Here is a 23313-nt window from a genome sequence, read left to right on the forward strand (position 1 = left end):
ATTAATCCCGTTTGTTTTTGCTTGAGGTGGCAAAATCATAGGCCACGAACGCAAGGGTCACGAGGACAATGATCACCAGATCAGGGCTAGGCACTTTGACCGCCAAGATCAGCAAAAAGACAGCAAGCGTGGAAAAGGCGAAAAGGGCAAGTATGCGGTTCATGTCATGTCATTCCTTATGAGGTTGCGCCATCGGCCCAGTTAAACAGCCATTGCGCACTGCGCATCAAGCGCGCGTCATTGCCACGTTCGCCGACAAGCTGGACGCCCATTGGCAGCCCCTCGACCGAGGTGAGAAGCGGCAGGCTGATGCAAGGTGTGCCGCAAAAGGTCCATAACCCGTTGAAGATCGGATCGCCCGTGCTCTCAAGCCCGCGTGGTGCGGGGCCGGTTGCAGAGGGGCAAATCAAAGCGTCACAGCGGGTCAGCAATTCGTCCAACGCTGCATTCAGCACCTTGGGCATATCACAGGCCGACTGGTAATCACGTGCCAGCACCGCGTTCCCTTCGCTGATCGCGTCGCGCGTCACCTGCCCCAACTGATCGCCCATATCGCGGGCATAGGGGTAGTAATGATAGGCCATTTCCGCAAAGTTGATCAGCTTGCGCTGCTCGGCGGCGGATTGAAAAACCGAAGGCAGCGGCAATTCAAACGCCTGATCGCCAAGTGCTGCAATCAGCTCGTTAAACGCTTCTTTCATCTGCGGGTCTGCGTGTTCGTCCCATCCCGGCGGGCGCACAAAACCGAATACAGGTGGCAGCGGTGGTTTTGACACGGCCGCCGCGTGCAGCGCGGGTGTGGGGGCCAATGTGGTTGCCGGATCGTCGATGTCATGGCCGAACAAAACCTCGGCCAGCAATGCGGCACCCGCTGGATCGCTGGCGAAAACCCCGATGGTGTCCAATGTCGGCGATTGAGCCAGCACACCGCGTCGCGGGATCGCGCCGAATGTGGGTTTGTATCCAGTCACACCGCAAAAGGATGCAGGCCGGATCACGGACCCGCCAGTTTGCGTACCAATGGCCAACGGCACCATGCCATCAGCGACGGCAGCGGCAGAACCCTGCGATGATCCGCCCGGCGTATGGGCCAGATTATGCGGGTTGGCGGTTTTGCCCGGATGCATAAAGGCAAGTTCGGTCGTGACCGTCTTGCCCATGATGATCGCGCCCTCTTTTTTCAGACGCTCAACAATAAAGGCGTCGCGCAGCGGCACCCGCCCCGCATCGCCCGCGCATCCGTTTTCCGTCGGAATACGCAGGGTATCGATGACGTCTTTCAACCCGACAGGAAGCCCATGTAAACGGCCCAACGGCAATCCAGCACGGCGTTGCGCATCCAGCGTTTTGGCTTGCGCGCGCACAAAGTCGGCATCGAACCACGCCCACGCACCGACGTCCGCCTCGCGCGCCTCGATCCGGGCGATATAACTTTCGACCAGCGCGCTGGCATCCAGCGCACCGGATGCCAATCGATCCCGCAGCAGCGTCACGCTGGGGGATGCGACCATGTGATCGGCATGTGGGGCGTTATCGTCCATAGAACATTTCCGGCAGATAGAACACGATCGACGGGAAGACATACATCAGCACCATCGACAGGATCACGCAGAACAGGAACGGCATAACACCCGCAAAGATTTGCGTCAGCCGTAGTTCAGGCGGCGCGATCCCCTTGAGGTAATAGGCCGACATGGCCATGGGCGGCGTCAGGAAACTGGTTTGCAGGTTGAGCGCCACCAATATCCCAAAGAACAGCGGGTCGATCTCGAACACGGCCAAAAGCGGCAGAAAGATCGGCACGAAGATGATGATGATCTCGGACCATTCCAGCGGCCAGCCCAGCAAAAAGATGATCAGTTGCGCAAGGATCAGGAACTGGATGGGCGTGAGGTCCATGCCCTGAACGAACTCGGAAATCACATGTTCGCCGCCAAGATACGAGAACACCGCCGAGAAGGTATAGGACCCGACAAACAGCCAGCACACCATCGCCGTCGTGCGCACCGTCAGATAGACGCTTTCACGCATCCGCTGCCACGTCATCGCCCGATAGATAAAGGCGAGGAAGATACCGCCCAAGGCCCCGATGGATGCTGCTTCGGTCGGGGTGGCAAGGCCGAACAGGATCGAGCCGAGAACCGCAAAGATCAGGAAAGCGAGCGGCACAAAGGACGTGATGATCATCCACACCAGCTTGCCCATTGGCATGTCTGGCACTTCGTCATCAGTGGGTTTGGGTGCCGAGGATGGCTGGATCAACGACCGGCCTATGATGTAGATCAGGTAGAGGCCAACAAGCGTCAGCCCCGGCAGCAGCGCCGCCGCATAGAGACGGACGATAGACACGTTTGTGGCCGCAGCATAGACGATCAGCATGATCGACGGCGGGATCAAGATACCCAATGTACCACCCGCGCAAATGATGCCCGCCGCAAAGGACGGATCATAGCGCGCTTTGAGCATCGCGGGCAGTGCAAGCAAGCCCATCAAGGTGACGACCGCGCCCACAATCCCTGTGGCTGTCGCAAACAAGGCGCAGGTGATCAGCGCCGCAACACCCATCGAACCCGGCACGTTCTTCGACGCGACATTCAAGGTGGTGAACAGGCGGTCAACAATATTGGAGCGTTCAACGATATAGCCCATGAAGAGGAACAAGGGCACGGCGGTCAGTACTTCGTTCGACATCACCGTAAAGGTCTGGTTCACGAATAAGTCGAATATTCGGTTATTATAAAACCCCTCGACCCAGGTCGACCATTGTTCCCACTGCCCCGCAGTTTCGTCCAATCGGTCAAAGCTGCGCCACATGCGGCGCGCGTCGAAATAGGCGTAATAGCCAAAGCCGATGCCCATCGCCATCAGCGTGAATGCAATCGGAAAGCCAAGGAAAACAAAGATGATGAACAGGCCCAGCATCATCAGGGCAATATGCGGATCGGTCATGTGATATGGTCTTTCTCGGCCTTGTTGGCCTCTTGCATAAGCAGGTCTTCGGTTTCGAACACGTCTTCGTCGGGTTCCACCCAATAGTTATCGCGAATGGCGATAATGCATCGACATACCTGCGCAATCCCTTGGATAAACAGCAAAATACCTGCCGCGACGATCACCGCTTTGAACTGGTAAATCGGCACGCCCGCAGGGCTGTTCACTGATACTTCGCCGTATTGCCATGATCGGGCGGCGTATTTCCACCCGGCCAGAATAAGGGCTGTCACACCGGGAAAGAAGAACAGGATGTACAAGACAAGATCGATCTTGCCCTGGGTCCGCGGTTGCAAAAGCCGGTACAGGAAATCGCCCCGAACATGCCCGCCCCGCGACAGCGTATAAGCGCCGCCCATCATGAACAGCGTGCCATACATGATAAACGACACATCCAGCGCCCAAGCGGTGGGGTTGTTCATCACATAGCGCACGAAAACCTCGTAGCCCGTTCCGATAGACATGAGTAGAATGAGCCAAGCAAATGATTTGCCGAACCAAGCCGAAAGATTATCGGCGAAGCGGATAATGGATAACATGGTGTTCCCTTAATTCGCGTAAGAACCCCGGCACAAAAAATGCCGAGGTTCGTCTCTTTACACTGACCTAAGCGATCAAAGCTTGATCTTGCCGGGGAAGTAATGCTCGTAAGCCAACCCGTAGTCAGGCGAGTTCATCAGCTCGTAATACGACACACGGCTGACCCAGTCGCGCTGGCTGTCGAGGCATTTCTTCATGAACGGGTCTGTTTCCAATTCTGGAATCAGCTCGTCCCATGCCTTGAGCTGCGCGTCCAGGATTTCCTTGGAGGTGCGGCGCACGTTGACGCCTGCATCATTCTGCAAGAATTGCAGATCCGCAGAATACCGGTTCATCGCTTTGGCTGTGTTTGCCGTCGATACCGCTTCGACACCGTATTTCAAGATGGCCTGAAGATCGGGGTCCAGGTCTTCCAAGAAGGTCTTGGAGAACAGGAACTCGAAGCTTTCGGACGCTTGGTGATACGAGGACAGATAGTAGTTTTTGGCCACGTCTTGTGCGCCAAAATCCTTATCCGACGATGGGTTGTTGAACTCGAACGCATCGATCACGCCGCGTTCCATCGCGGGCACAATCTCGCCGCCGGGCAGCTGCGCCACCGACATGCCAAGCTTGGCCATCAGGTCAGCCGCAAGGCCAACGGTGCGATACTTAAACCCTTGCAGGTCGGCAACGGTGTTCACTTCTTCTTTGAACCAGCCAAAGGGCTGCGCGAACATCGGGAAGCCCATGTAGCCCACGACATCCAGACCCATAACGTCTTGGGTCAGCTCGTTATACAGCGCCTGACCGCCACCTTCATAGAACCACGACAGCATCGTTGTTGCAGAGCCACCGAAAACCGGCCCCGTACCGAACAGCGATGCGGCCTTGTTCTTACCGTACCAGTAAACCGGCACAGAGTGTGCAGCATCAATCAGACCGTCATTCACCGCGTCCAGCACTTGGAATGCAGCAACAACTGCCCCCGCTGGCAGAACATCGACCTTTAGGCGTCCCCCCGACATTTCTTCGACCCGCGTCGCATAGTCGCGTGCAAAGTCTTGCCAGATGTTGGCGTCATTCCACGACGTCTGCATCTTGATCACAAGTGGCGCTTGCGCAAGAACCGCGGGTGCGGCCAGCATGCTCCCAGCAGCGGCCCCGCCTGCGACGGCGGATTTCGTCAAAAATGAACGTCTGTTAATGTTTGTTTTTTCCGTCATATTTTCTCCTCCCAGAGTGACCGCGCGAAAACGGTCGCAACGTGCGACGTTAGCGACGATCTAAACAAAATGTTAATGTTTTCGTGCCGACACGCAAGAATATTCCCGCAAATGGGCATTCAAATGCGCATTTGTACTGCAAAACGGGGCGCAGATATTTATCTGCACCCCGCTCAATATCCGTTCAACCCCTGCCGACCCCCATGGGGCAGCAAGCCAGTGATTAGTGAAACAGCAGCTTGGCTTCGTATTTCTTGACCGTTGGACGGGCAGTCCGGTAGTTTCTGATGCCCATCTCGGTTTCAAGCTCGGGGAAGAGCGACAGGATTTCATCGCGCTGGTCCGACCCCAGACCGTCGATTGTATAATCGCCGGGATAGAAGCTTTCGGTCCATGTGCCGTCCGACAGCACAACCTCGTGGCGCTCGAACATAAAGTGGATATAGCTTGTGTCGGCCACATCCACATGGTCGATCCCGTCTTTTCCGACCAGATGTTTGGCCGCGGCCAGAACTTCGGGTTCGTCAAAATACATCGACACGCCTTTATCCGCGATCAGCATCCGGTGGTTTGGCGACACCATGATGTCACGCTCTGGCATATCTTCACCAAGCGAGCCTGCCTTGATCAGAACCGGTTTCAATTCAGGCCGGTCGATAAAGTCATTTTGCGTCAGCGGCTTTTGACCGACCCAAGCGATTTCCTGCAGCCCGTTGTCGCGGGTGATGATCATATCGCCCTGCCGCAGGTCTTCGACCCGGCGCTGGCCTTTTGCCGTCGCGATCAGGGTGCCGGGCGTAAAGCACGGCACAATGCTTTCGATGTTGGTGAAATCAAGACGACCGGTTTCTTTACCCAACGCATCGGTAAACACGATTGTCCCGTCCTGGCCGTCGTTACGGCTGCCATCGTCCACGGTATCGTCCGCGTCAGTATCGGGGCGCATGTTTTCAAAGCGATAACCGCCACCGTTCAGCGATCCCGTCAGATCGATCACGTCATAGTCCGTTGCCAGCGGGCCGGAACCACCGTCGATGGTATCGCCACCGTTTACGTCAAGGAACAGGTCCTCACCGTCACCGCCAAGCATGCTGTCGTTGCCTGCCTCGCCGCGGATCGTATCATTGCCCGCACCACCGTCGATAAAGTCATCGCCCGCACCGCCCGAGATGGAATCATTTCCGGGGCCAGCCGTGCTGGCCGCCGCGACAGCCGTGCGCAGGGTTGCAGGACCAAAGGCGGCAGGTGTTACAGCACCCGGCGTGTCACCATAGATCGTGTCATTGCCTGAACCGCCGACGATCGTATCGTCGCCGTTGTTACCTTCGATATAGTCATCATCGGCACCACCATCGATGGAGTCGTTGCCACCTTCGCCATAGATGGTGTCGTTGTCCGCGCCGCCGGTGATGACGTCGTCGCCACCTTCCTCGCCGGGGCTAAGCTCACCCACCCATGTGTCATAATACATTTCGGTCACATTAACGCCCGAATTGTTACTGCCGTCCTGGGTGTGTGTCATAACGATCTTGGCCACAGGCCCGGGGATGTGAACGTTCAGATTAAACTTGGACGAATTGACATGTTCGTTGCCACCCCGGCTATCAGCCGTTTCCTCGCCGGGTGCCGCGTCGGTGTCAGACAAGCTGATGCCCGAACCGCTGCTTAGGTTCACCGGGATCAGATTTCCGTTCACGTCATAAGCTTCGATCTTGACGATGCCATCGTTATCAAGATCGTTCACATTGAACGATACATTCCCCACCGCATCCGAGAATTCCCACTGGAATTCGCCCTTGTTGCCCTTGCCATGTGTGACGGATTCAAGCGAGCTGTTGTTGTCGACGGGATCCCCGTTCGAGACAACACCATCCGTGTTCAGCGTGGCCGTCGATGCTTCGGCCTCATGGTTGCCCGTGTCTTTAACCTGCTTAAATGTGACCGTGACGTTGCCTGTATCTTGGCTAAAGCCGTCGTTGATCTGGCGCGTGCTGACGCCTTCCCACTCAAAGTTCTCGCGCACGACTGCCGGTGCACTGCCGCTGTCGCCATAGATCAGATCCTCACCGTCGCCGCCGTGGATGGTGTCATCCCCCATCGAGGTGTCGTCGATGACGAACGACGCAGGATTGTCGAAAAAGACGTCTGTCACGTTAATACCGGAGTCACCGTCAGTGGCCCCGGTATGAACAAATTCGATCCGCGCGACCGGGCCGTCGATCGACACATTCACGGAATACTTTGACCCGTTCGCCTCTTCATCGCCGCCCTTACTTTTGGCCGTATAAACGTTACCTGAGCTGCTTAGCTCGACGCCTGATCCGCCTGTCAGTTCTACATCAAGCTTATTTCCAGCATCGTCATAGGCGATGATTTTTACCGCGCCCTTATTGTCGATATCGTTGATATTAAACGAAACGTTGCCGACTTCGTTGTCGAAATCGAGCGAGAAAATGCTTGAGCCCTGTTTGTTGGCCAATGAGTCAAAGGCGCTGTTTTTGTTGACCGTGCTGCCGTCGCCGACAACGCCATTAATATTCTGTTCGTCGTAGGTGAATTTCTCGTCTCTACCGGTTGGCGAAGCCGAGGTGACCTTGAACGTTACGTTGACCGTGCCGGTGTTTTGTTGAAAACCGCCAGTAAGGTCGTCGTCCTCGTCGATGGCGGTGCCATCGCGGCTGGGGTCCGGTGCCTTGGACCATTCAAAGCTTTCACGACCGGCTGTTCCTGTCGCATCAGTCCCGGCATCCCCAAGCAGGATGTCGTTCCCGCCTTGCCCATCGATACTGTCGTCACCCGACCCGCCCAGCACCGTATCGTCTCCGTCGCCCGCCAGAATGGTGTCATCCCCGCCACGGCCCAAGATGACATCGTCGTTCGACCCTAGGGCTCCGAATACGGCATCATTTGCATCGACGCGGTCGCCGTGCGGGTCGCCGGTATAGGCGGTGTTAATCAGATCATCATTGCCGGTCCCGTCGACAATGCCGTCCTTGGTCGTCGATGAGGTCGATCCACCCTTGGACCCTGAATACATACTTAAAAGTTTTCCAAGAAAAAATGTCATGTCTGTCGTCTCCAAAATACTGGTGAGGCATGTGCGATGCGCCTCAAATCTCTAATGCCCGGTTTCGAACGAGCGACCCTTGGTCAGTTCGCCCCGTGCCCTGGGCCGTGTTCAATCTCACCGCGTGATCTGGGAAATTCCCCAAGGCCCGCGGTGAACGAGCTTACAAAAACAATTTTTACCAATCTGAATAATAGGCGTGCCGGAAATGAGCCGCGCAACGCCTTCATGGAGACAATTTGTGGTTTAGATTTGATGCGATTGTGGCGGGTTAAAGGTAAAAAACCGTCCGCCCCGCGCGCAAAGCAGCGGTTGGTCTCGGTTGAAGCAATGGCAGCTTTCAACTTCCCGACTTTCTCAGACCTGTTCATCGTTATTCTCCCTTATCCGCCGGACAGGCGGACCGCACGTATGCGGTAAACACAATGGACCCAAGAGCCACTCCGGCGGTCTGATGACGACGCGCAGTGAACCTTGACCCGCATGAAGGGATGACAGCCGCAAGCGACCTAACCCGGTCCCGAAAGACCCAGCACTATATTCGACGACTTGGCAGCGCGACGAACACATCTATCCCGTACATTATGGTACGCGTTCAATGCGGTCGCCCCCGTGACCTACAGAGTGTGCCCCCCAGTTGGGCATCTAATCGTTAGCCGCGCATCGCCATTCGGGGAAGGGAAAATTACCATACCAGCGGTAGGCGACGCCCCGTTTGCGCCGCTTTTCGGAGGGAGTTTTCAGCCCACCACCCAACCCTTGGGTGTCCATTGTTTCAACGCGCCTCAGACCGCGCTTGCGCTAAGTTCAGTAAACATTGAGGAAAATCAAAGCCGGATTTTAATAGAGGTTAATTTGGCCGAACGACTGTGTCTAAAATTGAAACAATTGACCCTGCGTCATTTAGGGGCAAATTTCTGCCATTTTTTTTTCGAGAAAATTCAATTTTGGGAACCAATTGAGAAAAAATTAACCATTTGTTTACCAAATTGGAACGAAACGCCTCATTCTAGACGAATCATTTGGCCAAGTGATTCGGGCCATCTCGATTCATTGAGCGATTAGAGGTACATGCAAGAATACGTCGAAAACTTGCACAAAGACGAGGCTTTTCTGCCCTTAACAAGCCCCCACCAAACAACTTAGGGTAATGTGGCAAGAATTTGCGCACGCGGCGCATCAGTGGCCGGATTTGGCCGATCAACCAGCCCCTGAAACGCCCCTAAATGGGGACAATCAGGCATCGTGATTAGCGGGAGATTGATCGCCGTTTTACCGCACATCCAGCCCGGTCGCGGCCGCATCTGTGGCGCTCCGCGAGGCCTTGTGGGTACGATAAAGGCGGTTCACGAAGGCGACGACGAACACAGCCGTCAGGATCAAGACGATCGTCGGGGCCGGCGCGCTGTCGATAAAGAAGCTTAGGTAGGTGCCCGCGAACATCGACGCCGTGCACACCGCAACGGATACAATCAGCATCGGGCCAAAGCTACGCACCAACAGAAACGCAATCGCCCCTGGTGTGACCAGCAAGGCGACCGCAAGGATCAACCCTGTGGCGGTCAGCGTGGCCACGATGGTCAGCGACAACACAGCCAGCAAGCCATAGTGCAACAGATCCGTGCGCAATCCGCTTGCCTGCGCTTGGGCCGGGTCAAAGGCGTGCAGCAGCAGGTCCTTCCACTTCAGCACCATGAACGCCGTCACAAAGATCGAGATAACGCCCGCCGTCCATAGGTCCTGTGGGCCGACGCCCAGCATGTTCCCGAACAAGATGTGATCCAGATGCTGGTTGGTCGAAATCGACGTGTACATAATGATGCCGATCCCAAACATCCCCGAAAACACGACCCCCATCACCGTGTCCTGTTTGATCCGGCTATTGTGGCTTAGGTATCCGGTCAGCAAGGCGCAGGACATGCCCGCAGCAAAGGCCCCAATGATCAGCGGTATCCCCGTGATCCACGCAAGCACCACCCCCGGCAGCACCGCATGGCTGACCGCATCCCCCATGAGCGCCCAGCCCTTGAGCACCAGAAAACACGACAGCAATGCCGTGGGTGGAGCCACCAGCAGAATGATCCAAAAGGCGTTTTGCATGAATGGAAACTGAAAGGGAAACAGCAATGTCTCGATCATGATGGCACCTCGTCTCGCAAGGATTGCAAGGCTTGTGCCGCCTTGCGCCGTGCAGCCAGCACGCCGTGTTTGGGGGCAAATACAAAGGCCGCGAGGAAAATGGCCGTTTGTAGCGTGACAATCACACCGCCCGTCGCACCGTCCAGAAAATAGCTGGCATAGGCCCCAAAGAACCCCGTCAGCGTACCGATGATAACTGACACGATAATCAGGCGCGGAAACCGGTCGCACAGCAAATAAGCGGTCGCACCGGGGGTTACGACCATCGCGATCACCAGAAATGCGCCCACGGTCATCATCGCCGCCACAACCGCAGCAGATAGCAGCATAAAGAACACGGCCTTCAAAAGGTCCGGTTTTAACCCGATGGACCGCGCGTGGTTTTCATCGAAAAACGTGACCATCAGGTCTTTCCACTTCAGCAGCAGGACCGTCAGGCACACGACCCCGATAATCGCCAGTTGGATGATGTCAGACGGTGCGATGGCCAGAATGTTGCCCATGATGATGGTCTGAATACTGACCGACATCGGCGACAGCGATACCATGAACAGCCCCAATCCAAAGAATGAGGTAAAGATGATCCCGATGATCACATCAATCTTGAGGCCCGACCGCCCCGACAGAAACAGCATCGCCCCCGCCGCCAAACCACCCGCCAGAAACGCACCAAGCGCGAAGGGCAGTCCCAGCATATAGGCCCCCGCCACACCGGGCACGACAGAATGGCTTAGCGCGTCGCCAATCAGCGACCAGCCTTTCAGCATCAGATAGCAGGACAGAAACGCACAGACCCCGCCGACCATGGCCGACACCCACATGGCGTTGAACATATAGCCGTAGCCGAACGGCTCTAGCAGCAGGTCGATCATTTGTCGTCCTCGCCCCTGGCCAGCGCCTCTCCGTAGTGGACAAAGGGGCGTTCATCGTCGGTGATAATCCGCAGCTCGCGGCCATCATCGTCGTCATGCAGGTCACTGCCGCCAAGGGTAAAGTGGCGCAGCACGCCGCCAAATGCCATCTCAAGGTTGTCATGGGTAAAGACAGTTTCCGTCGGCCCGTAGGCAAGCACGGTCCCCTTGACCAGCACCGTCCGGTCGCAGAATTCTGGCACAGATCCCAAATTATGGGTCGAGACCAACATCACCCGCCCCTCGTCGCGCAATTCGCGCAACAGGGCGACGATCTGATCCTCGGTTTTAACATCCACCCCGGTGAAAGGTTCGTCCAGCAGGATCACCCGACCATCTTGAGCCAAGGCGCGGGCCAGAAACACCCGTTTGCGCTGGCCGCCGGATAGTTCGCCAATCTGACGGCCCCTAAATTCGGTCATATTCACGCGGCGCAATGCCTCGTCGACGGCGGCGTGATCTGCGGCTTTGGGGCGGCGCAAGAAACCCATGTGGCCATATCGCCCCATCATCACCACGTCTTGCACCAGCACCGGAAAGGCCCAATCGACCTCTTCCGCCTGCGGCACATAGGCGACAAGGTTTTCGCGCAGCGCCTCGCGCACCGATTTGCCAAGCAGCTTGATTTCACCAGCAGCGGCGGGAACAAAGCCCATGATGGCCTTGAACAAGGTGGATTTCCCCGCCCCGTTCACCCCCACCAGCGCTGTGATCGTGCCGCGTGGAATTTCGAAATTCGCGTCGTACAGTGCCGTGTGACCGTTGCGATAGGTCACCGTCACATTATGGGCAGATATTCCGCTGTCTTGGGGCGCGAAATGTTCTGCATCATGTTGGATTACAGCGCTTTTCATATCTTTGTTCCGCTCACTTTAAGTTCTCAGCCAGCCCATCCGCGATGGTCTGGGATGTGACACGCAGCAGGTCCAGATAGCTGGGCACCGGCCCCTCGGCCGTGCTGAGGCTATCAACATACAGGACGCCCCCAAAGGCCGCGCCGGTTTCGCGCGCGATCTGTTTGGCGGGTGACGTGTTAACCGTGCTTTCGCAAAAGACCACGGGAATATCATTGGCGCGGACCGCATCGATCACCTTGCGTACTTGCTGCGGTGTGCCGGTCTGGTCCGCATTCATCGGCCAAAGATACAGCTCTTTCATACCGAAATCACGCGCGAGATAGCTAAACGCGCCTTCGCAGGTGACCAGCCAACGCTGCGCCTCGGGAATTTCGGCAACCCGGTCCCGCAAGGGCACAATCGTATCGCGAATTTCGTCCTTATAGCGTGCTGCGTTATCCATATAGATCTGTGCGTTTTCAGGGTCGTGTTCGGCAAAGGCAGCCGCGATGTTGTCGACATATATCAGCGCGTTATCCAGACCCATCCACGCATGCGGGTTCGGCTTGCCCTCGTAATCGCCGGTCGAGATCGAGATGGGATCGATCCCGTCGGTCAAGGTCACAGACGGGGTATCGCCAAGGTTGGACAGAAATTGCTCGAACCACAGCTCTAGGTTCAGGCCGTTCCACACGATCAGATCAGCATCGACTGCGCCGACAATATCACGTGGCGTGGGTTCATAACCGTGAATTTCCGCGCCCGGCTTGGTAATCGATACGACTTCGGCTGCGTCCCCCGCCACCTGCCGTGCCATATCGGCAAGCACAGTGAACGTCGTCACCACCTTGAAATCAGCCGCTAGGACCGGCCCAGACGCCATCAAAACCGCTGCAGTTGCCGTCGCGAACAAAGATTTTCTCACCGAAGTCTCCATACCTTACTTGGTCTGCTACTTGTAAATGCGAATTATTCGCAAATGTCAAACATGCGAATGAGAATAGATCGCAAAATCTTGCGGGCAAGAAAAAACTTGCTTAAAGTCACGGCAACACAAGGATGGTGAGCGCTTTGAAAAATGATCCCGACTACAGGAAAATGCTGCGCGACGCAGGGCTGCGCGTCACGCCGCAGCGCGCGTCGATTATAACGATCCTGTCGGAAACCGATGATCACCCCAACGTCGAAGACCTGTATGAAAAAACCCGCGCGCTGGACGACACCGTATCGGTCGCAACCGTGTATCGCACCATGTCAGTGTTGGAAAACGCAGGTCTGGTGCGCAAGCTGGTGATGGATGACGCCCCTGCCCGCTATGAGATGATGCCCCAGATCGACCACGATCATCTGGTTGATCTGGACAGCGGTGATCTGATCGAAATTCCAGGCACCGAAATCGCCGAGCTGATGAGCCGCGTGGCCGCAGAGATGGGGTATCAAATCGTCAGCCACCATACGGTGATCCGCGCCCGCAAAACCTGATCTGCGTTACTGCGCGTTTTCCGCCTCAAGCGAGCGCACCATCGCAGCGGCCCCGGCGGACACAGCACGCAGAATTTCGTCACTTGGAATGTCTCGGTTCAGCCAATCGCGCATCGGGCCAAAGGCTGACAGAAACACCATCAGGTTCGACATAATATCAAGGCGGCGATCTTCGGACGCGATCCCCAGCCGCAGGCTAAGCTGGTCGGCCAAATCCTTCATCGCGGCGTATTCGCGGGCGTGAAGCGCCTCGCGGTCCTCGGGCAGCATATGGGGAACGCAGCGATAGGCCAGCAACGTGCCTTTGCGCTTATATGCCCAAGTCTCGCGAAAATACTGCTCAATCGCGTCTTCCAGCGACAACGATTGGTCTTGCAGGATCACCGACAGTGTTGGCACGTCTTCGCGAAACCAAAGCTGGTTCAGAAGCCGGCGCAGAATGTCATTCTTGTTGGCGATATAGTCATAGATACTGGCCTGATTGACGCCCGAGCGCGCGCAGATATCGCGTACTGTCGTTGCTGCAAAACCCTTTTCCAAAAACAGCTCAAGTGCCGCCTCGCAAATCTGTTCACGGCGGCTTTGGATCAGCTCTTGGTTCTGGACGCTTGTGATATCCGCCTCGGCCAGAAGCTGCGTCCGCAATTTATGAAGACGTTCCGGGTACACGGACGTGGGCATCGCTTCGGACATTCAGGCTTCCTCCTGTCAAAGAAGCTACGCAATTTTAGCATCTGAAACAACAAATAAGCTGCATGCGTAAATCAAAGAAAACCCGCCCCTGCGCATGGCAAAGGCGGGTCTTGGGATGTCGGTTGTGAAAGGTGCTGATTAGTCTTCGATACCAATCGCGACAAAGCGTGGGTCGCCCGCGCGGCGGATCAGCAAGAGCAGCGATTTGCGCCCGGCATCTTGGGCCTCGGCAATCCGGTCCTCAAGGTCAGCAATCGTCGCAACGCTTTGCTGGCCCGCCTCTGTGATCACGTCACCCTTGCGCAGCCCTTTTTCAAATGCCTCTGACATCTCATCAACCTCGGTGACGGCCAAGCCGTTCGTGGTTTCATCCGCGCCAAACTCCTCGCGCATGTCATCGGTGAGCGGCGTCAATGTCAGGCCCATCATGGAGGAGGTCTCTGCCTCTTCGGGCGCGGCATCATCCTGCGGCGTGGCGGCGGGGCTTGCGCCATCGGCATCTTCACGACGGCCGAGGGTCACTTTCAACGTTTGCGTTTTCCCGTCGCGCAGCACGGTCACACGCACGGCAGCCCCGACAGCGCTGTTGCCAACCTGACGGACCAAACCACGTGTATCCTCAACCTCGACACCGGCAAAGCTCATGATCACGTCGCCGGTATTCAAACCCGCCTCCTTAGCGGGGCCATCGGGCACATCAGTGATCAAGGCACCGGTCGCTTTGGCCAGTCCCATGGCATCAGCCACGTCTTGGGTGACGTCCTGAATGCGCACACCCAGCCAGCCCCGGCGGGTTTCGCCAAATTCCTTAAGCTGATCCACCACACGGGTCACGACGTTGGACGCCATGGAAAAGCCGATCCCGATGGAACCGCCATTGGGCGACAGGATCGCGGTGTTCACCCCGATCACAGCGCCATCCATGTTGAACAACGGCCCGCCCGAGTTCCCACGGTTGATCGCCGCATCGGTCTGAATGTAATCGTCATAGGTACCCGACAGCGCACGATTGCGCGCCGATACGATCCCGGCAGAGACCGAAAACCCCTGCCCCAACGGATTGCCCATCGCGATAACCCAATCGCCCACACGCGCGGCGTTGCTGTCGCCAAACTTGACGAATGGCAGCGGTGACGGCGCTTCGACTTTCAGCAGCGCAATATCGGTGTTGGGGTCGGTGCCAATGACCTTAGCCGTCAGTTCCTCGCCCGAGAAGAATTCGACCGTAATTTCATCCGCGCCTTCGATAACGTGGTTGTTGGTGACCACATAACCGTCTTCGGAAATCACAAAGCCAGAGCCAAGCGCCGACGACTTGCGCGGGCTGGGGGTCGATTGCCCATCGTTGTTGCGGTCTTGGAACTCGCGAAAGAAGTCCTCGAACGGCGATCCTTCGGGCACGATGCCGCGCGGGCCGGTGCGCCCCTCGACCACGGTCGATGTCGTGATGTTCACCACCGACGGGCTGATTTTCTCGGCCAGCGGTGCCAGGCTTTCCGGCTTGGCATAGGCCATGACGGCTTGCATCACGACAAACACCAAGGCCAGCATGCCCATCATGAGCCACTGAAGCCAAACAGGCGAGGTGGTTGTTTTCGACACGGATACGGCCTTTGGCGGCATTCACAATCTCCTGAACAAGGGGGGCGCAGGGCAGCGCCCAGAATTTCTGGCATCAGAGTGCATCCGCAATGCCAGTGCTGCAAGGTGAAAGATGTGATCGTTCACGCGCATGTCAACGGTCAAGGCGCTTTTCGCCAGACACACCCCCGAGTTTTCACCTGCATATTGGCTGAGGTTACCACGTTTTCACTTCGCCATCGCACCGCTTTGCAGCGTGGGGTCGAGGTCTGGTCTTAAACCGATCCCACACCGATGGCTCTCATGCAGGTCAGGCTTGCCCCATTATCACTCGGTCAGTGAAAGGCGGAAGAGCAGTTTCGTATCAGTCGTGGTCATATTCATCCTAATTCAAGTCTAGCGGGATGCTCGTCTATAACCTGACATTGGTCAATGCGACCCCGAACGAGGCAGTCTACGTGCAGGCGGTGAGGGCTGAGGCCGAGGTCTGCTGTGCGGACAAAGCTAACGTTCCATTGTATGATCAATGAACATCTTGCTACTTTGGCCAGCTTCTTTGGTCAGGATAGCCATGCAGCTCAAATAGTTCGTTCAGAAGCGGAGCAACCAAACCCTCTTCTGGGCAGAATTCATCTCCCCAGCAGCGATTAAAACCTCTTAAAAGGTTGTGAAAATCACTTGATTTCTCTTCATTACTCAGTCGTGAAGCCAAAGTTCTCAGCTCTGACAATATGCGAGGCAAGGGTGATCGCTTTCGCTCGTTACTCAGGTAGTTTTGGATTTGGTCAACAATTTCTGCGCCGTGCACGCCCATTTTCTCAACTTTTCTATGTTTCAAATTCGTCCAAATTTAACCTAGCTGCGTCGCAGTATTAGGGCAAGAAAGGGCTCGAACCCACACATCAAACCCCTGCAATAATCTCCGCCAACCCGACGCTCCTTGATAGCCCCTTAACCGCAGCATCAGAACGCAAAAAGGGCCGGCGCAGTGGCCGGCCCTCTTTAATCGCAACCCCTCAGGAGGGTTTAGTTTCTTTCGCCCTCGGTCGAGCGGCTGCCCTGATCGGAGCGCAGATAGTTGAAGAATTCGCTGTCCGGTGACATCACCATAGTCGAATTCTTGCCCTTCAACGCCTCTTCGTATGCGCTCAGCGAACGGTAGAATTCAAAGAATTCTGAGTCCTTTGAATACGCCTCGGCAAAGATTTTGTTGCGCGCGGCGTCTGCCTCACCTTCGGTGATGCGGGCATCACGGCGGGCTTCCGACAGGATTTCTTCGTAGGTACGATCCGCAAGGGCCGTCACACGTTGCGCAGCTTCGCGGCCACGGGCGCGTTCATCGGTTGCTTCGCGGGCACGTTCCGCAATCATCCGCTGCAATGTCGCGTCAAAGTTCTGCTCGGGCAGGTTGGTCTGGCGCAAACGCACGTCGACCACATCCAAACCCAAGGCCTGTGCACGTGCATCAGACCGTTCACGGATCTGATCCATCAGCGCCGACCGTTCTGGCGACAGAATGGTGTTCGATGTGACACCTTGCGAACCCAGAACCGCACGGATCTGACCATCAAGGATACCGTTCAGCTGAATCTCAGCCTGACGGGCCCCATCGGCACCCAAAGCCTGACGGAACTGACGTATATCAGCGATGCGGTACAAAACGAACGCATCCACTTCCAAACGACGGTCATCGGCTGGCGTGACTTCGATCATGGGGGTTTCAAGGGACAGGATACGGTCGTCATAACGCACGACTTCGTCCAGCAGCGGGATTTTGAACCCGATGCCTGCGGTTTCACGTACCTGTTTGATCTGGCCAAAGCGTAGAACCAACGCCTTTTCACGTTCATCAACGATAAAGATCGACGACAGCACAGCAATTGCCGCAATCACGATAACGGGGATAATGATATTCAGCTTACGCATCAGTTTGACCCCCGGTTCGAACGCAGTTCATTAAGCGGCAGATACGGCACTACGCCCTGCCCGCCCCCGTCTTGGTTGTTCTCAAGAATGATCTTGTCCACGTCGCCTAGAACCTTTTCCATGGTTTCAAGGTACAAACGCTTGCGCGTGACCTCGGGTGCAGCTTGGTATTCGGTCAAAACAGCCTCAAACCGGCTTGCCTCACCCACAGCATCGTTCACAACCCGAGCACGGTAGCCTTCGGCGGCTTCCAAAAGCTGCGCGGATTGACCACGAGCTTCGGCGGTGCGCTGGTTGGCGTAGGCGTCGGCCTGACGTTCAACCCGGTCGCGTTCCTGCTCAGCTGCCTGAACGTCGCGGAAGGCGTCGATAACGGATTCCTGCGTCACCCGACCATCTGCGTCTGTCACAGTCACGGTCTGGCTTGGCGGATCCACCTTGTTAAAGTTGACGCGGATGATGTTGATACCGGTTTGGCGGTTGTCCAATGTGGACTGGATCAATTCGCGTGCATTTGCCTCGATCGCGGCGCGGTCACGGTTCAAGATCGGTGCCAGTTCGGATTGCGCAATGATTTCACGCATCGCCGATTCCGAGATCGCCCGCACAGATGCGGTTGGATCACGCAGCGAGAATTTGAAATCCTGCGCATTTTTCACGTTCCAAACCACCTGAAAGTCGATGTCGACGATGTTTTCGTCTGTCGTCAGCATCAAACCTTCGTTGTCACCACCAGAACGCCCAGCGCCAATAGTTTCGGCGCGGTTGGTGGTCACATCAAACACTTCGGCGGTGACAAAGGGCCACGGCGCAAAGTTCAAACCTTCGGTACCGATGCCCGAGAATTCACCAAGGAACAGTTCAATCGACTGCTGTTCAGGACGTACCGTATAAAAGCTGGTCATGCCCCAAAGAACGACGGCCGCCAAAGCGCCCAGACCGATTGTACCGCGGGTGAAGCGCGGGCCATTGCTGTCGCCGCTTCCGCCGCCAGTACCGTTGCCACGGCCACCGCTTTTGCCGCCCATCAACACGCGCAACTGTTCCTGACCTTTTTTCACCAGATCATCAATTTCGGGGATTTGTGGTTTGTCGCCACCGGGGCCACGGCCCCCACCACTTGGTCGGTTGCCATTTGGCTTATTCTGGTCACCACCAGAATTGCCGCCTGTGTTTCCTCCGCCGCCCCAAGGGCCGCCTGTATTTCCAGCCATTAACTCTTCCCTATTACGACCGCCTTTGCGGTCTCGTCTCGTTCAAACTTGGGCATAAATGCCCGGATTTCAAGCTGTGCGTGTTGGTGTGCGCATCGTTACCAGTTCTTCCGACATGGTCGGATGCACCGCACAAGTCGCATCAAACTGTTCTTTGGTCAGCCGCGCCTTGACAGCAATGCCCACCATCTGGATCAGCTCGCCGGCATTGGGTGCAACGATGTGGCACCCTAACACAACGCGGGTGTCCTGACACACGATCAGTTTCATCATCACACGTTGGTTCTGTTCGGCAAAGGCGGTTTGCATGGGCCGGAACGATGTTGCATAGATTTCAACCGGCCCCGCCTCGCGTGCTTCTTCTTCGCTTAGACCGACGGTGCCCATTTCAGGTTGTGTAAAGACCGCGGACGGGATCAGATCGTGATCAACCGGTGTTGGGTTCCCAGCAAAGACCGTCTCCACGAAAGCCATGCCTTCGCGGATCGCGACAGGCGTCAGGTTCACGCGGTTGGTCACGTCACCAATCGCATAGATCGACGGCACGCCGGTCTGGCTATACTCATTCACTTCGATTTCATTACCGCGGCCCAAACTGACGCCAACATCTTCAAGGCCCATATCGTCGGTCATCGGTGTGCGCCCTGTGGCGAACAGCACGGTATCAAAGACTTTCTCAACGCCGTTCGTGGACTTAACCCAGATCGGTCCCTGCGATCCCTCACGTGCAGCGGCGTTGTGACGGTTCAGTTCGCCTGCTTGGTTAACTGTGGCCCCCATCGCGGCGTCAGAATTGCTAAGCGCGTCGGCGTTGCCACGGTCAACCTCCAGCGCCATTTCAACAATGTTCGTGCCGCAGTGAATGTCGATCCCGCTTTCGCGCATCGATTCAGCGACCAGCCCGCGGGCCTCGTCGTCAAAGCCGCGCAGGATTTGTGCGCCGCGATAGTATTGTGTCACCTCAACGCCAAGCCCCTGCAAGATGCAGGCGAATTCGCAAGCGATATAGCCGCCGCCGATGATCAGGATGGACTTGGGCAGCTTTTCAAGGTGGAAAATATCATCCGACACAATCCCCAAATCGGCGTTCGGCAGATCAGGGCGCACAGGACGACCACCGGTGGCGACCAGAATATGCTTGGCGGTTTTCACCTCGCCCGTGGACAGCTCGACCGTGTGGGCATCTTTGATCCTGGCGCGGGCGTCAAAGGTTTCTACCCCGGACCCTGACAATAATTTACGGTACACGCCCTCGAGACGGTCCAATTCGCCGTGCAGCCGCTTGCGGAAGGAATGCCAATCAAATGTGCCGGGCTTGATATCCCAACCATAGGCTTGCGCCTCGTCCGCCATGCCGGAATAGCCCGATGCAAACACCATCAGTTTTTTGGGCACACAGCCCCGGATCACACAGGTCCCGCCATAGCGGTCTTCTTCGGCCAACCCGACCTTGACCCCATGTTCGGTCGCAGCCACCCGTGCAGCACGCACCCCGCCCGAACCACCACCGATTACAAACAGATCAAAGTCAAATTCACTCATTGGGTCGGGGCCTTTCTATGCTCAGTCGCTCAGGTCAGAAAACACATTGTCTGACTCGACAAAATCAACGCGATCACGGTCAATCGTGCCTTCGTTGATATCGCGCACTTCGACGCGACCATCCCCGAAACCGATAACCACTGCATCACAGATATCAATAAAAAGCCCGTTTTCAACAACACCGGGCATCTGATTGATCACCAGCGACAATTGGCGCGGGTTTCCGATCCGGTTCAGATGCAAATCCATGATGTAATTGCCCTCGTCGGTGATAAACGGCACTTCGCCATTCATCCGCAACGTAGAAGTCCGCCCCAGCACATCCATCGAGATCAGCGTTTCTTCGACCAAGGCTTGGGTGGTTTGCCAGCCAAAGGGGATCACTTCGATCGGCAAGGGGAACGCGCCAAGGGTTTCGACCTCTTTACCGATGTCGGCGATCACAACCATCTGGTCAGATGCTGTCGCCACGATCTTTTCTTGCAGCAGCGCGCCGCCGCCGCCTTTGATCAGGTTCAACTCGCCGTCAAATTCGTCGGCACCGTCAATGGTCAGGTCCAGCCACTTCGCCTCGTCCAGGCTGATCACTTCGATACCGACCTCGCGGGCCAGTTGCGCGGTGCGTGTCGAGGTTGGCACACCTTTGATGCGCAACCCGTCGTCCCGGACCATTTCGCCCAAACAACGCACCAACCACGCAGCGGTTGATCCGGTGCCCAGCCCAACGCGCATGCCGTCTTCGACAAATTGCGCGGCACGTTTGGCGGCTACAAATTTCGCCTTGTCAATTGGTGACAGTTCTCCGGCCATAATAGCGACTCCTGATTTATCGTGGTCCTTATAGACGTTGAGGGCGGTGGGTGCGACCCCTCAAAACCGCCTGCAACGTCGCAGCTGCGCCAGCTATAATATATCATATTTCGGGGTCCCGTATTACGCAGCGTCCAAGGCCCGGCTTTGGGCATCGGCGCGCTTTTTCTACCCCGCGTTCCGCAATGGGCGCGAACATGTCGTTTTCAATCGCTAAACTGGGCTGCAATCGGCTAACACAACCATATGAACAGCTACACACTTCACTACGCCCCCGATAACGCGTCGCTTATCATCCGCCTCGCGCTCGAGGCGTTGGGCCAGCCTTATCGTACGGTCTTGGTTGATCGAAAGACGGCTGCGCATACATCACCGCCCTATCTCAAGCTCAACCCGCATGGGCTTATTCCCGTACTCGACGGCCCCGATGGCCCCATCTTCGAAACCGCTGCAATCCTGCTTTGGCTGGCGGACCGGCACGAGGGGCTTGGGCCGCAAGCCGACAGCTCGCAGCGTGCCGATTTCCTCAAGTGGTTGTTTTTTATATCGAACACGGTTCACACTGCGCTGCGTATGACATTCTATCCCGAAAAATACGCAGGCGCGGACCCCACGCACCAAGCCGCATTGCGCGCCACGATGCAGGACGCGTTAAAACGTCATCTGACAGCGCTGGATGCACGTGCCGCCCAAGAACCCTTTGCGCTGGCGATCCAGTTGTACCTTGGCCCTTTGCTCCGGTGGTCTGTGCTGTACCCCGTGCATAAAGACCAAGACTGGTTTAACCTTGATGACTATCCCCACCTCAAACAGATGTGTCTGACGCTCGACACCCTGCCCTGCACCGCCGCGGCACAAACTGCCGAAGGGCTGGGTCCCACCCCATTTTCGGCCCCGCGCTATGCCACCCCACCCCAAGGAAGTGCCACCTGATGTTTCTCTCTGTCTTCGATATGTTCAAGGTCGGCATAGGCCCATCATCGTCCCACACCATGGGGCCGATGGTGGCTGCGGCACGGTTCTTGGATCTGATGCGCGCGTCGCCGTTCAAGTTTGCGGGCCTGCGTGCTTCGCTGCATGGCAGCCTCGCCTTTACCGGCGTGGGCCACGCCACCGACCGCGCCACGATCCTTGGGCTCGCGGGGTTTACCCCCGAACATTATGATCATGAAAAGGCCGAAAGCGTGCTGGCCGATATTCACGCCAGCAATCAGATCACCCTGCCGGATTTAGGCGCGCTCAAATTCAATCCCAAAACCGACATGGTCTTTGACTATGATGTAAAGCTGGACGGCCACGCCAATGGCATGATGCTGATGGCCACCGATGCCCAAGGCGACGTGACCCTGCGCGAAACCTATTATTCCATCGGCGGCGGTTTCGTGATGACCGAGGCCGAGCTGACCGCCGGAAAAGACACCGATGAAGGGGCACCCGTCCCCTACCCGTTTAAATCCGCCGCCGAGATGCTCGAGATGTCGCGCGCATCCGGCAAGTCCATCGCCGGGATGAAACGCGCCAACGAGGAATCGCGCGGCGGGGCGGCGCATCTGCGCGACGGGACCAAACGGTTGTGGCAGGTGATGAACGATTGCATCAATCGCGGGCTGGAAACCGACGGCATCCTGCCCGGCGGATTGAATGTCAAACGCCGCGCCAAGGGCATACATGATGCGCTGCTCGCGGAACGCGGCCTGAACCAGCAAGCGCCCCATACGATCAACGACTGGATGAGCGTTTACGCCATGGCCGTGAACGAGGAAAACGCCGCCGGTGGTCAGGTCGTCACGGCCCCGACCAATGGTGCGGCTGGCGTGATGCCGGCAACCTTGCGCTATTATCTGGATCACGTGCCCGGCGCGTCCGAGGCACATATCGAAGACTTCTTGCTGACCGCAGCGGCCATCGGCGGGTTGGTGAAATTCAACGCCTCAATCTCGGGTGCCGAAGCGGGCTGTCAGGCCGAGGTAGGATCGGCCGCAGCCATGTCTGCCGCCGGATTATGCGCCGTTATGGGCGGCACGCCCGAGCAGATCGAAAACGCCGCCGAAATCGCGCTGGAACACCACCTTGGCATGACCTGCGATCCCGTGCGCGGCTTGGTGCAGGTGCCCTGCATCGAACGCAACGGCCTTGGCGCGATCAAGGCGGTGTCGGCCGCATCCCTTGCCCTGCGCGGTGACGGCACGCATCTGGTGCCGCTGGATGCCTGTATCGAAACCATGCGTCAGACCGGCGCGGACATGTCCGAGAAATACAAAGAAACCTCGCTGGGCGGTCTGGCGGTAAATGTGCCCAACTGCTGATCTGACGCAGCGGCACCCGGCCAACCGACGCTTGACCCTGCCTGCCCTTTGCAAGACGCTGACATCTGTC

General features: G+C 56.8%; 20 protein-coding genes. 4 read left to right on the forward strand and 16 right to left on the reverse strand.

The genetic code is table 11. From position 1 onward, the window contains the following. Position 1: 1 nt before the first annotated feature. The 6 genes from WNY39_RS03390 to WNY39_RS03415 all read right to left on the reverse strand — a co-directional run bounded on the left by WNY39_RS03390 (position 2) and on the right by WNY39_RS03415 (position 7803). Positions 2-163, reverse strand: a complete 162-nt coding sequence (locus WNY39_RS03390) for a hypothetical protein (RefSeq protein ID WP_342844053.1) — start codon at positions 161-163, stop codon at positions 2-4. Between the two features lie 13 nt (positions 164-176). Further along, on the reverse strand, positions 177-1541 hold the full coding sequence (locus WNY39_RS03395; protein WP_342844055.1) for an amidase: 1365 nt from the start codon (positions 1539-1541) through the stop codon (positions 177-179). Next, entirely contained in the window at positions 1531-2949 is a 1419-nt protein-coding gene (locus WNY39_RS03400; RefSeq protein ID WP_341234806.1) for a TRAP transporter large permease subunit, read from the reverse strand. Before WNY39_RS03400 ends, WNY39_RS03395 begins: the two co-directional genes overlap by 11 nt. Beyond that, complete coding sequence (locus WNY39_RS03405; protein WP_341234807.1) at positions 2946-3530, reverse strand: TRAP transporter small permease subunit; 585 nt, start codon at positions 3528-3530, stop codon at positions 2946-2948. The genes WNY39_RS03400 and WNY39_RS03405 overlap by 4 nt, the downstream gene beginning before the upstream one ends. Before the next feature lie 75 nt (positions 3531-3605). Continuing rightward, complete coding sequence (locus tag WNY39_RS03410; RefSeq protein WP_341234808.1) at positions 3606-4736, reverse strand: TRAP transporter substrate-binding protein; 1131 nt, start codon at positions 4734-4736, stop codon at positions 3606-3608. A gap of 223 nt (positions 4737-4959) precedes the next feature. Further along, entirely contained in the window at positions 4960-7803 is a 2844-nt protein-coding gene (locus WNY39_RS03415; RefSeq protein ID WP_342844060.1) for a Hint domain-containing protein, read from the reverse strand. 153 nt (positions 7804-7956) lie between these two features. On the opposite strand from WNY39_RS03415, the gene WNY39_RS03420 reads away from it, so the two are divergent. Next, positions 7957-8223, forward strand: coding sequence for a hypothetical protein (locus WNY39_RS03420; RefSeq protein ID WP_342844062.1), 267 nt, complete (start codon positions 7957-7959; stop codon positions 8221-8223). Between the two features lie 852 nt (positions 8224-9075). Here WNY39_RS03420 and WNY39_RS03425 read toward each other — a convergent pair. Genes WNY39_RS03425 through WNY39_RS03440 form a run of 4 tightly spaced genes read right to left on the reverse strand, consistent with a single transcriptional unit; the run spans position 9076 to position 12572 of the window. After that, positions 9076-9942: a metal ABC transporter permease gene (locus tag WNY39_RS03425; RefSeq protein WP_342844064.1), complete on the reverse strand. Its 867-nt coding sequence runs from the start codon at positions 9940-9942 to the stop codon at positions 9076-9078. Next, positions 9939-10814 carry a metal ABC transporter permease gene (locus WNY39_RS03430; protein ID WP_341234812.1) on the reverse strand — a complete coding sequence of 292 codons (876 nt, stop codon included), beginning with the start codon at positions 10812-10814 and terminating at the stop codon, positions 9939-9941. Before WNY39_RS03430 ends, WNY39_RS03425 begins: the two co-directional genes overlap by 4 nt. Then, a complete protein-coding gene (locus WNY39_RS03435) occupies positions 10811-11707 on the reverse strand; it encodes a manganese/iron ABC transporter ATP-binding protein (RefSeq protein WP_342844066.1) in 897 nt (298 codons plus the stop codon). The genes WNY39_RS03430 and WNY39_RS03435 overlap by 4 nt, the downstream gene beginning before the upstream one ends. A 13-nt stretch (positions 11708-11720) precedes the next feature. Continuing rightward, a complete protein-coding gene (locus WNY39_RS03440) occupies positions 11721-12572 on the reverse strand; it encodes a metal ABC transporter substrate-binding protein (RefSeq protein ID WP_342844355.1) in 852 nt (283 codons plus the stop codon). Between the two features lie 179 nt (positions 12573-12751). On the opposite strand from WNY39_RS03440, the gene WNY39_RS03445 reads away from it, so the two are divergent. Continuing rightward, positions 12752-13171 (forward strand): Fur family transcriptional regulator, encoded by a 420-nt coding sequence (locus tag WNY39_RS03445; protein WP_342844068.1) that lies wholly within the window; start codon positions 12752-12754, stop codon positions 13169-13171. A 6-nt stretch (positions 13172-13177) separates the two neighbouring features. On the opposite strand, the gene WNY39_RS03450 is transcribed toward WNY39_RS03445, so the two are convergent. The 6 genes from WNY39_RS03450 to rpiA all read right to left on the reverse strand — a co-directional run bounded on the left by WNY39_RS03450 (position 13178) and on the right by rpiA (position 20937). After that, entirely contained in the window at positions 13178-13864 is a 687-nt protein-coding gene (locus tag WNY39_RS03450) for a TetR/AcrR family transcriptional regulator (protein ID WP_342844070.1), read from the reverse strand. 138 nt (positions 13865-14002) lie between these two features. Further along, on the reverse strand, positions 14003-15487 hold the full coding sequence (locus WNY39_RS03455; protein ID WP_342844072.1) for a DegQ family serine endoprotease: 1485 nt from the start codon (positions 15485-15487) through the stop codon (positions 14003-14005). A 984-nt stretch (positions 15488-16471) separates the two neighbouring features. Beyond that, positions 16472-17371, reverse strand: a complete 900-nt coding sequence (locus WNY39_RS03460) for a protease modulator HflC (RefSeq protein WP_342844074.1) — start codon at positions 17369-17371, stop codon at positions 16472-16474. Further along, entirely contained in the window at positions 17371-18585 is a 1215-nt protein-coding gene (gene hflK / locus WNY39_RS03465) for an FtsH protease activity modulator HflK (RefSeq protein ID WP_341234820.1), read from the reverse strand. Before hflK ends, WNY39_RS03460 begins: the two co-directional genes overlap by 1 nt. A gap of 69 nt (positions 18586-18654) precedes the next feature. Beyond that, positions 18655-20127, reverse strand: a complete 1473-nt coding sequence (locus WNY39_RS03470) for an FAD-dependent oxidoreductase (RefSeq protein ID WP_342844076.1) — start codon at positions 20125-20127, stop codon at positions 18655-18657. A gap of 21 nt (positions 20128-20148) precedes the next feature. After that, positions 20149-20937 (reverse strand): ribose-5-phosphate isomerase RpiA, encoded by a 789-nt coding sequence (gene rpiA / locus WNY39_RS03475; protein WP_219580897.1) that lies wholly within the window; start codon positions 20935-20937, stop codon positions 20149-20151. A gap of 246 nt (positions 20938-21183) precedes the next feature. On the opposite strand from rpiA, the gene WNY39_RS03480 reads away from it, so the two are divergent. Continuing rightward, positions 21184-21870, forward strand: a complete 687-nt coding sequence (locus tag WNY39_RS03480) for a glutathione S-transferase family protein (protein WP_342844085.1) — start codon at positions 21184-21186, stop codon at positions 21868-21870. Continuing rightward, the gene (locus WNY39_RS03485; RefSeq protein ID WP_342844087.1) at positions 21870-23243 is read left to right on the forward strand and encodes an L-serine ammonia-lyase; all 1374 of its coding nucleotides are present in this window, start codon (positions 21870-21872) and stop codon (positions 23241-23243) included. The genes WNY39_RS03480 and WNY39_RS03485 overlap by 1 nt, the downstream gene beginning before the upstream one ends. Positions 23244-23313: the final 70 nt, after the last annotated feature.

This window comes from Sulfitobacter sp. AS59, assembly GCF_038899995.1.
In the GTDB taxonomy this organism is placed as follows: Bacteria; Pseudomonadota; Alphaproteobacteria; order Rhodobacterales; family Rhodobacteraceae; genus Sulfitobacter.